This window comes from Paenibacillus sp. FSL H8-0280 (assembly GCF_045040665.1).
GTDB classification, from domain to species: Bacteria; Bacillota; Bacilli; order Paenibacillales; family Paenibacillaceae; genus Paenibacillus; species Paenibacillus xylanexedens_A.
Genome location: NZ_CP150296.1, coordinates 5,082,324 through 5,095,994, shown reverse-complemented (window position 1 = coordinate 5,095,994; position 13,671 = coordinate 5,082,324). Strand labels below are relative to the sequence as shown.

The window sequence follows — 13,671 nt, the reverse complement described above, 5'->3', positions numbered from 1 at the left end:
GTTTCCTCCTTGCTGCACAGTTCTCATCCAATCGTTTGAATGACGTGTCCTTCCTGGTCCTTGATTTCTGTTCTAACAATCTGAACGAGAATATGATTCAATGAAGTTATCTCGAATGTCCCTTCAACCGGACGAAGGTTCTCTGCCAGCTCATTAACAATTTGTTTGTTCACCGTCAGGGTAACTTGTCTGTCCGATTCCAATACGGCTGGCTGTTCACCTGCTTCGAACAGAATATTAGTCTCCGGTCCGATCAAGGATAGAGAGGCACCTTTCGAAATTCGGCTACGAAGGATGGTACCAACTAATACGGCTTGTTTGGCTCCAAGCTGGAGTTTGGCCGGAACCGATTTTTGCAGCAATTTTTTGCGAGGAGACTCCCAAGCCAGTTGTTGTATGAATAAAAACGCTGTGCTGGACCCGTCCTGTTCTATTCCATGCTCAACCGCTTGTATAACCGAAGGGATATCTGCGTACGAATTTCTCATCAGATCCGTCACATATTTGGGCATGAACATGGAGGAGGCAGACAGGAAACCACGAGCATTCCAGCTTTGAATCATTTCCAGTTCCCGACCTGTAATGCCAACCATCTGAATAAATTGCACTGAACCATTAGGCGTAGAGATCGCGTGTAGATCCGGGTCTTCAATAAACGAGAGAGCTGTCAGCAAAGTATCGGATTCCAGACAGATGGGGCCATTGGCGTCCATGTAATCTCCTGGCTGAAAGATATTTCCGCTGTTAAACACGTATCGTCCTACATTCTGTAACAGATTCAGCGCCCAGGCTGGCGGTTCAGTCTCTGCTTCAGTACGTGTAAGACGAAATGTGATTTCAAATCCATACCCGCTTTTGGATGCATCCTGCATCTCTTTTTCATATAATTCAGAGAAACCGTAGGTAACAAAATGCCAGTGAGGCATAGGTGTGTTCACCTCATAAACGCTAATGCCATCGAGTGGATCGGGACCTCCGAGCATATATGGAAGGGCAGTGCCGTAGTGTTTTGGCTCTTGTTCCCCATACAATTCACGCATGGATTGATCAATCGCATCCCAACCGGATATGTTTTCTTCCTGAGTCATTATTTAATCCTCCTTGACTGTTCTTTCCCCCGAAAAACATTTAAAATTAAGTCTACCTGTTACAGAAACGGATTCAAGCGGCTTAAGGATGAATTGTGTCAGATAGGACCACAGGGTTACAAATGGCGATATGGGGAGTGAAATTACATGAGTATGAAAGGTATCTATTTAAAGGAGTTTAATCAGGCAAGCTGGGACTCATTTTCCAAATTGTTCGAAGAACTTGGACAAAAGATGGACCCCGCGTGGGTAGAACGAGCGCGATTACAAGGGATTCCGGCGGATATAAGTCGGGTGCTTTTGTGTGAAATGGGGGAGTACGCTTTTGAATGGATGGCGAAAGATATCCCGGCTTTAGGGGACCAAAGTCCCGCTGTTTACCTGGAAACGGAGGAGGGAGCTCAGGCATTAAGGGCAGCGATTATGCGTATGCCACGTTAATTTTTTCGATGGTGAGAGTGTGCGAGCGATCACATGATCCAGTGAAGTTGATTTTGCAAAATAGATATGTTACGCTTACATTACAAGAGCAAACACAACAGAATATGCAATAACATCTTTTGATGGATTGTAACTGTGAAGACAGGCAAAACCTAAACTGATGGTGAAATGAAAGCTCCTTTTTTTGGTGCTATTTTACCTTGAGTTTAGGTTTTTCTTGTTTTCTGCTCTAAATTACAGTTTTTTACCTGGAAAAACCAAAATAAATTTCGAAAAGAGGTTGTTATTCATGACCACGGCAAAAAAAGGATTCCCCGAAAACTTCCTATGGGGTGGCGCTACAGCTGCCAATCAATTGGAGGGTGCATTCGATAAGGACGGCAAAGGCCTCTCCACAGCGGACATGATCGCTCATGTTCCTAAAGAGAAGCGTACAGGCGGACATGCCATGGAAATCTCCTCTTCCCGAATTGAAGAGATCCTCTCCGGCAAAATCGAAGAACGTTTCCCGAAACGTTTTGGTATCGATTTCTACCATCACTTTAGAGAAGATATTGCATTGTTCGCTGAAATGGGCTTCAAAGTATTCCGTTTGTCCATTCACTGGGCACGTATTTTCCCGAACGGTTATGATCAAGAGCCAAATGAAGCAGGCTTGAAATTCTATGATGAAGTATTCGACGAATTGTTGAAATATGGCATCGAGCCGCTCGTTACATTGTCTCACTATGAGACACCGCTTGGCTTGACGCAAAAATATAACGGCTGGGCTGGCCGTGAAGTAATCCAGCACTATGTTCGGTATGCAGAAACGGTGTTCAACCGTTATAAAAATAAAGTGAAATACTGGCTGACGTTTAATGAAATTAACGTCATGCTGTTCAGCCCGTACACTGGCGGCGGCATTCTGATCGATAAAGTGGACAACAAGCTGCAAACCACTTATCAAGCGCTGCATCACCAATTTGTAGCAAGTGCATTGGTAACGAAGCTTGCACACGAAATTATCCCTGGTTCCCAAGTGGGTTGTATGCTTGCTCGTATGGAAACTTATGCAGCAACATGTAATCCGGTAGATGTTCGTCTGGCTCAACACGAGAATCAGATCAACCTCTTCTTCACGGACATGCATGCTCGTGGTAAGTACCCGAACTACATGGCTCGTTATTTTGAAGAAAACGACATCGTGATCCAAAAAGAAGCAGGCGATGACGAGATCTTGCTGAACAATACCGTTGATTTCATCTCCTTCAGCTACTACATGTCCGTAACCAAATCTGCATCCGCAGACAAGGAAGAAACATCGGGTAACCTGACTGGCGGCGTGAAAAACCCTTATCTGGAAGCATCCGACTGGGGCTGGGAGATCGATCCGATCGGTCTGCGCGTAACCTTGAACAACTTCTGGGACCGTTATCAGAAACCATTGTTCATCGTAGAAAATGGTCTGGGTGCATATGACCGTGTTGAAGAAGATGGTTCGATCCATGACTCCTATCGTGTGGATTACCTGAAAAAACACATTGAACAAATGAAAGAAGCCATCAAAGATGGCGTCGATCTGATTGGATTTACAGCATGGGGCCCGATTGACCTTGTGAGCATGTCCACTTCCGAAATGTCCAAACGTTATGGTTTCATCTACGTGGATCTGGATGACGAAGGTAACGGAACACTCAAACGTTCCAAAAAGGATTCATTTGACTGGTACAAAAACGTAATCTCCAGCAATGGTGAGCAACTGTAGTTCTCTCGTTCCCAGGATTGTTACCGCATAAAAAGCGGGCAAAACCTAACACGAAAGTTGGCATCAAGGAACCTAATGTTCCCGGTGGCCCTTTTAGTTGGAGATTGTCCGCTTTTTCCTGTTGGCAAAGGATAGAGTATTGCATTTATACAAAGAATGAAAACACCGTTAATTAGAGAGGAATGATTGACATGACAACACCATTTCCGAAAGACTTCCTATGGGGCGGCGCTGTAGCAGCCAACCAACTTGAAGGAGCTTATAATACAGATGGCAAAGGTCTGTCTGTTCAAGATGTAATGCCACACGGGATTACAACGCCTAGAACGGAAGCACCTACAGAAGATAACCTGAAACTGATCGGTATCGATTTCTACAACCGCTACAAAGAGGATGTTAAATTGTTTGCTGAAATGGGCTTCAAAGTATTCCGTACATCTATCGCTTGGTCCCGTATCTTCCCAAAAGGTGATGAACTGGAGCCAAACGAGAAAGGTCTGCAATTCTATGATGACCTGTTCGATGAGTGCCACAAATATGGCATTGAACCACTCGTAACGATCTCTCACTATGAGACACCGCTGCATTTGTCCAAAACGTATGATGGCTGGGTTAACCGTAAAATGATCGAGTTCTACGAGCGTTATGTAACAGTGCTGTTTAACCGTTTCAAAGGCAAAGTAAAATATTGGCTGACATTCAATGAGATTAACTCCATCCTGGAGGAACCATTCATGAGCGGCGGCATCTATACGCCAAAAGCAGAACTGTCCAAACAGGATCTGTACCAAGCGATCCATCATGAATTGGTAGCCAGTGCGTTAGCTGTAAAACTGGGTCATGAAATTATGCCTGAAGCCAAAATCGGCTGTATGGTACTGAGCATGCCTACCTATCCGTTGACTCCGAACCCGGATGATGTGGTTGCAGCGATGCATGCGGAACAGCGCAATGATATCTTTGCTGATATCCATGCACGTGGTTATTATCCGAAATACATTAATCGTTATTTCAAAGCAAATAATATCAATATCAAGTTTGAAGATGGCGATGCTGAAATTCTGAAGCATACCGTAGACTTTATCTCGTTCAGTTATTATGTAAGTATCTGTGAGACTGGTGATCCCGAGAAACGTATCGAAGGCAAAGGAAACCTGTTCGCAGGTGTGCAAAACCCTTATCTGAAAGCGAGTGAGTGGGGCTGGCAGATCGATCCGCAAGGACTGCGCGTAACCTTGAACAAATACTGGGACCGTTATCAAAAACCATTGTTTATTGTCGAAAATGGTCTGGGTGCAGTTGATGAGCTGATTACCGACGAAAATGGCAATAAAACGGTGAACGATGATTACCGTATTCAATACTTGAATGACCATCTGGTACAGGTTGGCGAAGCTCTTGAGGATGGCGTAGAAGTGATGGGTTATACGTCATGGGGCTGTATTGACCTGGTAAGTGCTTCAACAGCAGAGATGAAGAAACGTTATGGTTTCATCTATGTAGACCGCAACAATGACGGATCAGGAACATTGGATCGTTACAAGAAAAAATCATTCCATTGGTACAAGGAAGTTATTGGTACAAATGGCGCAAGTCTTAAGAACAACAACGAGTAAATACTAGTTCTATAAGCATAGTTGTGCAAGCACCTTCTGATGTCACATTAACGCACATTAACCGCTTTCACAAAAACATTGTCATATGGATAATTATATGGTAAGATGGGCCTAAGGCTAATGAATACTGGATTGTTACTGTTCAATCAGGCAAAACCAGAAGCGGGGCATATTTCGTGACCTGCTTTGGTTTTGCCTTTTACTACTTTGACGGTGCAAGGTGATGTGAAGAAATGAAAATTGAGAAGGTGCTGAACAACAACGTAGTTACCGTAATTGATCCGGGAGGAAACGAACTGGTCGTTATGGGACGTGGAATTGCCTTCAAAAAGCATACTGGTGAATCGATTGACGAGAGTCTCGTCGAAAAAATATTCTCGCTTGAAAGTAAGGAAGTATCACAGAAACTTAAAACACTTCTGTCTGATATCCCGGTTGAATATGTCGAGTGCTCGGATGAGATTATCCGTTATGCCGAGACGGTGTTAGGTGAGAAGCTGCATGAGAGCATCTACATTTCACTGACGGATCATATTCATTTTGCCATTGATCGACATCGTCAAGGATTGCAGATCCGTAACGCATTGTTCTGGGAGATCAAGCGCATGTACCGGAAGGAATATGCCATTGGACTCAAGGCGCTACAGATTATTGAGGAAACATTAGGTGTCCTGCTACCCGAAGACGAATGCGCATTCATTGCAATGCATCTGGTTAATGCCCAGATGAACGGTGAGATGAGGGAAACGATCAGTATTACGAACATCGTTAAGGACATACTTAACATCGTAAGACGTAGCTTTGTGATTGAACTTGATGAAGATTCATTGAGTTATTATCGATTTTTAACTCATCTGAAGTTCTTTGCCCAACGTGTGTTGCAAGGAACGGCGATTGAAGATAAAGAAGTAGATAATCCGCTTCATGACTTGGTGAGCAAGCAGTATCCGGAGGCACATGCATGTGCAGTAAGGATCAGTGACTATACGCGTAAGATCTATAATCGGGTGTTGTCCAAGGAAGAAATACTGTATCTGACCATTCATATTGAACGAATTGTCAGAAATGAACAAACAATTGAATAAAGTTGGGATTGTTACTGCTAAAAAGGCAAAACCTAAACGTTGAATAATGATAAGCTTTTCTGCTTTGTCATTATTCAGTGTTTAGGTTTTTTTTTAACCTTCATTACACATAAAAGGAGCAAAACACAATGGATAAACAACAATTGTCCAAGGATATTTTGAAGCTTGTTGGTGGCGAAGAGAATATCGATCAAGTCACACACTGTATGACAAGACTCAGATTTAACCTGAATGACAACCAAAAAGCGGACAAAGCGACGCTGAAAAATACACCAGGCGTTATGGGCGTTATGGAGAATGGTGGACAGTTCCAGGTTATCATCGGTAACGATGTGCCTATCGTGTATAACGCACTTGTTGGCAACATGTCCAAATCACCAAACGCAGATAATGCAACCTCAAGCGCTTCAACTGGGGAGAAGAAAAAGAGAAATCCGGTAAGTGCGTTATTCGATTTCATTTCAGGTATATTTACGCCGATTCTGCCAGCGATTACAGGTGCTGGTATGATCAAAGGGATCGTGGCTATCCTGGTAGCACTGGGATGGTTGTCCGATACCAGCTCGACCTACATTATTTTGTCAGCAATCGGTGACGGTGCATTCTACTTCCTGCCAATCATTCTGGCGATCAGTGCTGCACGTAAACTGGGTAGCAATATGTACATTGGGGCAGCACTCGCCGCGGGTATTATGCATCCAACGATTACCGCGTTACTTGCGGAAGGGGATTCGACATTCGCAGGCATTAAAGTCATTGCCGCAACGTATTCCTCCACAGTAATTCCGATCATTCTCGCCATCTGGATTGCTTCTTATGTAGAGAAAGCCGTTGATCGTGTAACACATGCTTCACTTAAACTCTTGGTTGTTCCAACAGTAACACTGTTAATTATGGTTCCACTGACATTGATGACAGTAGGTCCATTGGGTACAGTTCTTGGTAATGGTTTGTCCGGTGGTATTTCATGGTTGTTCGATAACATGTCCATCTTCGCAAGTATTCTGATTGGTGGTACGATGTCACTGCTAATCATTACAGGTATGCACTATGCGTTGCTGCCAATCGTTGTTGGTTCAATGACAACACTGGGTTACGACTTTATCATTCCATTGATGTTTGCAGCTAACTTGGCTCAAGGTGGCGCGGCATTTGGTGTAGGTCTTAGATCGAGAAATGGCAAAACTAAATCCCTTGCTTATTCCACAGGTCTTACAGCTATCATGGGGATTACAGAACCAGCGATGTACGGTATCAACATGAAGTTCAAAAAACCGTTTATTGCAGCCCTTATCGGGGGAGCGGTTGCCGGTGGGTTCATGGGTATCTTCAATGTTAAATCGTACGTTATTACAGGACTTGCAGGTCTGCCGAGTGTGGCAGCATTTATCAGTCCGGCAATTAGCACATTGCTCTATGCGTTGGCCGGCGGTTTGATTGCCATCGTAGTTGCGGCAATCATTACGTATATCTTGGGCTTCCAGGAAGAAAGTGAATCCCAACCGGTAGCACCAGCAGCAGAGCCTGCACCAGCAGCAACAACAACTTCTGCTGTTGTAACTGAAGAAGCAAAAGCACAAGATGAGCAAATCTTCAGCCCAATCACAGGTGAAGTTAAACCGCTGAGCGAAGTGCCGGACCCTGCGTTCTCTGAAGAGATTATGGGTAAAGGATTTGCGATTCAACCATCTGAAGGACGTGTGGTTTCTCCAATTAACGGTACTGTGTTCTCGTTATCGAAGAGCGGACATGCTATTGGTCTGGTAAGTGATACAGGCGCAGAGATGTTGATTCATATCGGAATTGATACCGTGAAGCTGAAAGGTCAATTCTTCTCTCCTAAAGTTCAAGCAGGTGCGAAGGTTGCCGTAGGTGATGTACTGATGGAGTTCGACCGGGAACAGATCGAAAAAGCCGGTTACACAACGATTACACCAGTCATTATTACAAACATGCATCAGTATGAGTCCATCGAGTCTGCTGGTCGCACTACGATCAAAGAAAAAGACTTGTTGTTCACAGCTAAAGCTTAACCATAAAAATGAAGCAGCAGCTTTACCGGATTACATTCCGGTAAAGCTGCTGCTTTTTTTCTTATCAAGTTCTACACCACAGGAATCATATCCTGAACCAATTTTATAAAGTGTTGTGCAGGCTTGGACAAATAACGGTTCTGTAGCCAGACCAGCGCCGAGCCAACCGTTGAATGCTGATCCTGGATGCGATATACGTGGAATGGGTGCTCGTGATATAGCTGTAGTACCGTGTGAGGCACGATGGAACTGGCGAAGCCGAGTCGGACCAGTTCCAGCAACATATTAATGTCTGAGCACTCACCCATGATGGAGGGGGTAACCTGATGCTCCCGGAACTTGTCCAAAATTAGCTCGAACATACCAAGTCCTTCTGTACTTGGAAGCAGTAGAGGGATTCCTGTAAGCTGCTCAAAATAAGTCCCCATCTCCGCTCCTGGTCCCATCTCCGTTGGGCTATCCAGCGGTGTTGAAGAAATATAGAAAAGGGGCTCCTGTGGCAGATGCAGCACCTCATAACGTTCAGTCTGGACAGGCATGCGTACACAAGCGAGTTCGATTTTGCCATCTTCCAGCAATCGGCATAATTGCGCAGATTCATTTTGTTGAATTTTATAGGTAACCTTTGGGTGGGTGGTGCGAAACTGTTGCAGTGCTTGCGGGATCAGGCGATCCGATATGGTATTGATGCCGATGGCGAGTTTGCCCCTTATGCCGTGACGGAAACTTTGCATCTCCATTACAGCTTCCTCCATATATTTGGTCAAGGTAACCGCATAATCATAGAAGCTGCGACCCGCTTGCGTTAGTTCCATCATACGCCCTTTGCGTTCAAACAAGACTACGCCAAGTTCTTCCTCCATTAACTTAAGCTGCTGACTTAAGGGTGGCTGAGCCATGTGAAGTCTTCGGGCTGCGGCTGTAATCTGTTTCTCCTCAGCAATGGCAATGAAATAGCGACATTGTTTGATATCCAAGTGGTTGTTCTCCTTCGCCTGCAATGTATATGTAATTCGTATGGAAAGGCAACAAAACATGTATTTTTAATATACTACGATCTTATGTTACCATACATTAGATTTGCATACCTGACTAACAGGGTTTGGTTTCTATATGAATATTACTGTATGAGAAAGACCTTGAATTGGAGGATAAAACAACGTGGTTAGAACAATACATGATGCTGCTCAAGCGGGCCATACCGATGAGGTCATTCGATTTATTACACAACAGGGTAGCCGGTTGAACGAACGTGATGCATTGGGGCGGACACCTCTGCTGGCTGCGGTGCACGGTAACAAGATAGACACGGCAAGGATGTTAGTGGACGCCGGAGCCGACATTAATCTTCGGGATGCACGATTGGACAACCTGCTGTTATACGCGAGTGCTGAGGGTATGTATGACATGGTTGAATTGGCGATTACAGCAGGTGCAGATACGAGGTTAACAAATCGTTTTGGCGGCACAGCCCTTATCCCAGCAGCGGATCGGGGCCATGTGGACATTGTGGAGCTTCTGCTGACACGCAGTGATGTGGATGTGAACCATATCAACAACCTGGGGTGGACAGCCTTGCTGGAAGCGGTCATTTTGGGAGATGGTGGGCCGCGTCACCAACAGATTGTTGCCTTGCTTTTGCAATATGGTGCAGATCCAAAGATCGCGGATCGGGACGGGATTACACCGCTTGCACATGCGCGCAAGAATCAATATACCGAAATGGAACGATTATTAACCCAAGTCTGAAGCGACTTATACATTTATGATACAGAACAGTGAAAGGATATTCCTAACGAATGAACAGACATCTAGAGCAGTTTTCACAAAAGAATATGAAGGACGTATCTTCACTGATTTTGGCGGGCATACAGTGGTTTTTCTTCCTGTTTACCAATACCGTTGTTGTTCCGTTATCGATTGGACATAATTTTCATCTGTCCCCGGATGCGATCGCTGCCTCCATGCAGCACGCATTTATCCTTACCGGAGCAGTGTGTATTCTTCAAGCCGTATTTGGTCATCGATATGCGATTATGGATGGTCCGTCAGGGTTATGGTGGGGATTGACCCTAAGTTTGACGGTATCTGCTTCATCGGCCGGTATGAGTCTGGAGCGTATTGGCGGTGGGTTGGCTGCAGGTTTTCTATTAGCGGGACTAACGATGGTGATTCTGGGTTGGCTGGGAGCAGCGCAAGTGCTGCAAAAGCTGTTCACACCTATGGTGAAGAGTGCCATGTTGTTCCTAATGACGATTCAATTAACCATGAATTTTTTCAAAGGTATGATTGGATATACGGAGTTTGGCCGCTTTGATCTGCCTGTTGCCGCATTGTCCGTTGTCATTGCATTTTTGGTGGCATGGATTCAATTGAAGGGCAGGGGGAAACTGGGGAACTACGCAATCTTGATTGGGATTGTGGCAGGCTGGATCGCGTATAGTCTATTGTTCCCTGGACAGCATAGCGGACAGCCGAATCAGACAACAACAGGCCTAACGCTGTTTCCATGGGGAGCACCCAGATGGGAACCGGGCATTGTCATTACTGCTTTCTTCGTAGGGCTGGTGAACATGACGAATTCGATCACCACATTAAGCACAGTTGAGAAACTATACCGGACAGAAACAACAAGCCGTCAGTATAGGCATTCCTATGCACTAACGGGTCTGTTCACGATGTTGTCAGCCTGTGTAGGTGTGCTGCCCTTTGGTTTATTTGCATCATCGATCGGGTTCCTGGAGAGTACTCGCATTCTGCGTCGTGCTGCCTTGATTATTGGAGCGGGGATATTATGTGTGATAGGTCTTACACCTTCAGTAACAGCATTTTTTGCACAAATACCACCAAGCGTCGGCAGTGCTGTTCTGTTCGTGGCTTATCTTCAGATGTTCGGCACGGCACTTAGAACGCTTGAAGGTACGACGTTTAATTCTAAAACGATCTATCGTGTAGCGCTGCCGGTCCTCACGGGAGTTGCGGTCATGAATATTCCTGCTGAGGCCTTTCAAACCTTGCCCATGTATCTTATTCCAATCATAAGCAACGGTCTAGTCATTGGGGTATTGGTCTCACTCGTTCTCGAAAAAACCGTGAACTGGTCCAAAATGGAACAACCAGTGACAGTTAGTAAAGCAGCTTAAAGAGTTTCATCTTGCGACAGTCCAATTTGATTGGGCTGTTTTTTTGTTGTTCTTTTTGTTATCAGGTTATATGGCTAGTTCACTATTTCACGATGATTTTACCTTGTCCTGCAAGCATTCGCATCTCTCGGGAAAGACGGTCCTGGTTCCCATCCTGCATTTCGAGTTGAACACCATAATGCCATGAGGTATTTTTTTCTCGACCCCAGCGGAGAGTGCCTTCCATATATAGAGGGTCTTCAAAGAGCAGCATATTCATTCCAATCCGAATATCGTTATTCTCTACAGGAAGGGACAGCGGAAATGACAGCTGACAGCCGGATCGACTGATATCGCAGAGTTCGGCCTGAATGGGTTTGGCTGGTGCGTTAACCCCGTTGATGCTGAGAATATAGATCTCAAAGTGGATCGGTTCCTTCAATGTGTAGCGAAAGGGTTCTTTTCTATTGTTAATTGACATGGCTTGGCTTCCTCCATCAGGTTCAAAAAAAGTCAGTTATGCTTATATCGACCATTTGGAGCGAGAAATGAAGAGTTGCGCAAGCAGAGATGGTCCATGGGTTCCTTTTACACGTGTATCAGGCTTGATATAATGATGGAATATATTTCTGAGGTCAGACCTGGATCAGGCAGAAGGGACGGGTGAATATGAGAGGAACATTTCAAATGGTTACAGATACGGCAACATTGTGCCTGTATGATCTGGCAGCGTTAAAACATCGGCTTGAGGATACTTCGGACTGGTGGTCCATTCCAGTGGATGAGCTGGCTGAGGTGAATGCAGGTCATTGTCTGTTCTTGAATCTGGGTGCGGATGGAGTGTATGAGGTGGAATGGAGCTTGGAGGATGTAGAGGAGGATTCAGATCCAGATCACGGAGCGGAACGGGAAAAGGTGTATCATCTGCAAGTTCCGTCTGGGCACGTCTATCTGGGAGCGGCTGATGATGTCACTGGGGGTGAATTGGAGCCGGATGAGACGTGTGAAGGGGTTCTGTTTCAGTTAAAGCCGGGAAATTATGCGTGTATCGTCTCCAGAGAAGCCAGTCGGATCACCATTGTCATGACACCAAGTATTCAGGGAAATAACACGCTGGATGAATTAATCCGGATATAGTGTACATATACGAACAGGAGGGATTGATATGCAGGATTGGAACGAGATAACGATGATGAATGCAGATGCACTGCGTAAACGAATGAGAATACTCGCTGCTTTGGATATCATCTTTTCGGAGGAAGAATGGCTACGCGTTCATCATTATGAAGATAAACTTCAGCCAGGTGTGGCATGGGGAAACATCAATAACGGCGCAGGTGATCATCTGCATGTCTTGTTTACGAACTCAGGCACGTTGATCAAAGGATTTGATCATGAGTCACCTTTAAGCCCGCATGCTCGTGAGGATGGTGAGATCTACCCGGGCATGTACGATGAAGTACCAGATGCCTTGATGACTGTTCTGCGAGATCATGAGGAAACATTGGATATGGAAGATGTGACCTTTTGCCTATGGCAGGAAGGGAACGACTTGTCATGGAAGGTTGGTAACTGGATTCAGCTGGCGATGACCGAGGAAGACGAAGTGGATGCCAGAGGTGGCGCAGAATTTTTACTGGGATATTTGGAGAAGAACATGGAAGATTACGTTGACTGGGCCAAAGGGTACTATGACTTGCAGGATCTTCCGTTGGAAGCCGTAGCTGAAATATATGAAGAAAAACCAGTGACCGCCAGCCTGATTAAGCAGTTGTGTCCTGAGCGAGATGTTGCAGCAGCACTGGATGAGTTACAGCAACGCGGGTACGCCGTGGAACAAACGTAATAGAGTAGCGAAGGGAGGAAAGGTAGATTATGTACACTGTACAACTGGAGCGGATGCGTGAAAAGTTGATCACTCTCCGAAGTCTGGACCCGGATCTGGACCTGTTTGGCGCAGAAAACCATGAATATGAAATGGAGCCTGTGTGGACGCAGGAGGATATCACGCAATTTGAACAGAAATGGCGAATTGAGTTGCCGGAGGAGTATAAGGCATGGCTTCTTCATATGGGAACGGGTGGTGCAGGACCTTATTATGGTCTGGAAAACCCGGATGACGGCGTATACGCTGTGCTTGGTTATGATGATGAGCTGAATGCAATCTCGGACCCTTTTCAATTCACAGAATCATGGAACTGGAACTATGACTGGTTCGAAGACAGCAAGGAAGAAGAGGAATGGGAAGCGTTGGAACATGAATATCTTGATCCAAAATGGTCGGCAGGCATGCTGCGCATCAGTGATTTTGGTTGTGGCATATCCATGAATCTGATTGTTAAGGGAGCCTGCTACGGAGAAATATGGGTTGATGACCGGGCCAACCGCAATGGAATATATCCTGATCAGTATTGGGGCAATACGAATCGACTACATTTTCTGGACTGGTACGAATTATGGTTGGATCATTCAATCTATCAAATCCACGAACAAAAGCAACAATCTGGAGCGAACGAAGTCTGAAGGAGGAGGTTGTACA

Annotated in this window: 13 protein-coding genes; 10 read left to right on the top strand and 3 right to left on the bottom strand. The window is 45.2% G+C overall.

All coding sequences use genetic code 11. The annotated features are described in order from the left end of the window. Positions 1–23: 23 nt before the first annotated feature. Positions 24–1,088 (bottom strand): suppressor of fused domain protein, encoded by a 1,065-nt coding sequence (locus MHI12_RS22250; protein ID WP_405170353.1) that lies wholly within the window; start codon positions 1,086–1,088, stop codon positions 24–26. Positions 1,089–1,235: 147 nt separating this feature from the next. Between MHI12_RS22250 and MHI12_RS22245 the strand changes: the two genes are divergently transcribed. The 5 genes from MHI12_RS22245 (at position 1,236) to MHI12_RS22225 (ending at position 8,010) form a co-directional block, all read left to right on the top strand. Then, the gene (locus tag MHI12_RS22245; protein WP_405170352.1) at positions 1,236–1,529 is read left to right on the top strand and encodes an antitoxin Xre/MbcA/ParS toxin-binding domain-containing protein; all 294 of its coding nucleotides are present in this window, start codon (positions 1,236–1,238) and stop codon (positions 1,527–1,529) included. A 289-nt stretch (positions 1,530–1,818) separates the two neighbouring features. Then, positions 1,819–3,276, top strand: a complete 1,458-nt coding sequence (locus tag MHI12_RS22240; protein ID WP_074096040.1) for a glycoside hydrolase family 1 protein — start codon at positions 1,819–1,821, stop codon at positions 3,274–3,276. Between the two features lie 191 nt (positions 3,277–3,467). Continuing rightward, on the top strand, positions 3,468–4,892 hold the full coding sequence (locus MHI12_RS22235; RefSeq protein ID WP_062835706.1) for a glycoside hydrolase family 1 protein: 1,425 nt from the start codon (positions 3,468–3,470) through the stop codon (positions 4,890–4,892). 233 nt (positions 4,893–5,125) lie between these two features. Beyond that, positions 5,126–5,977 carry a BglG family transcription antiterminator LicT gene (gene licT, locus MHI12_RS22230; RefSeq protein WP_036617363.1) on the top strand — a complete coding sequence of 284 codons (852 nt, stop codon included), beginning with the start codon at positions 5,126–5,128 and terminating at the stop codon, positions 5,975–5,977. Between the two features lie 128 nt (positions 5,978–6,105). Then, positions 6,106–8,010, top strand: coding sequence for a beta-glucoside-specific PTS transporter subunit IIABC (locus tag MHI12_RS22225; protein WP_341008397.1), 1,905 nt, complete (start codon positions 6,106–6,108; stop codon positions 8,008–8,010). Positions 8,011–8,081: 71 nt separating this feature from the next. On the opposite strand, the gene MHI12_RS22220 is transcribed toward MHI12_RS22225, so the two are convergent. Then, the gene (locus MHI12_RS22220) at positions 8,082–8,987 is read right to left on the bottom strand and encodes a LysR family transcriptional regulator (RefSeq protein WP_405170351.1); all 906 of its coding nucleotides are present in this window, start codon (positions 8,985–8,987) and stop codon (positions 8,082–8,084) included. Between the two features lie 184 nt (positions 8,988–9,171). On the opposite strand from MHI12_RS22220, the gene MHI12_RS22215 reads away from it, so the two are divergent. After that, a complete protein-coding gene (locus MHI12_RS22215) occupies positions 9,172–9,759 on the top strand; it encodes an ankyrin repeat domain-containing protein (protein WP_405170350.1) in 588 nt (195 codons plus the stop codon). A gap of 50 nt (positions 9,760–9,809) precedes the next feature. Then, a complete protein-coding gene (locus MHI12_RS22210) occupies positions 9,810–11,153 on the top strand; it encodes a uracil/xanthine transporter (protein ID WP_405170349.1) in 1,344 nt (447 codons plus the stop codon). Positions 11,154–11,235: 82 nt separating this feature from the next. Here MHI12_RS22210 and MHI12_RS22205 read toward each other — a convergent pair whose 3' ends face one another. Beyond that, positions 11,236–11,613 (bottom strand): PilZ domain-containing protein, encoded by a 378-nt coding sequence (locus MHI12_RS22205; RefSeq protein ID WP_341008391.1) that lies wholly within the window; start codon positions 11,611–11,613, stop codon positions 11,236–11,238. Between the two features lie 188 nt (positions 11,614–11,801). Here MHI12_RS22205 and MHI12_RS22200 point away from each other — a divergent pair, with 188 nt between their 5' ends. From MHI12_RS22200 to MHI12_RS22190, 3 genes are read left to right on the top strand one after another with little or no spacing between them, the layout of a single operon-like run. Beyond that, complete coding sequence (locus MHI12_RS22200) at positions 11,802–12,269, top strand: DUF6386 family protein (protein ID WP_405170348.1); 468 nt, start codon at positions 11,802–11,804, stop codon at positions 12,267–12,269. 28 nt (positions 12,270–12,297) lie between these two features. Further along, positions 12,298–12,978, top strand: a complete 681-nt coding sequence (locus MHI12_RS22195) for a hypothetical protein (protein WP_405170347.1) — start codon at positions 12,298–12,300, stop codon at positions 12,976–12,978. 29 nt (positions 12,979–13,007) lie between these two features. Continuing rightward, complete coding sequence (locus MHI12_RS22190; protein ID WP_405170346.1) at positions 13,008–13,655, top strand: SMI1/KNR4 family protein; 648 nt, start codon at positions 13,008–13,010, stop codon at positions 13,653–13,655. Positions 13,656–13,671: the final 16 nt, after the last annotated feature.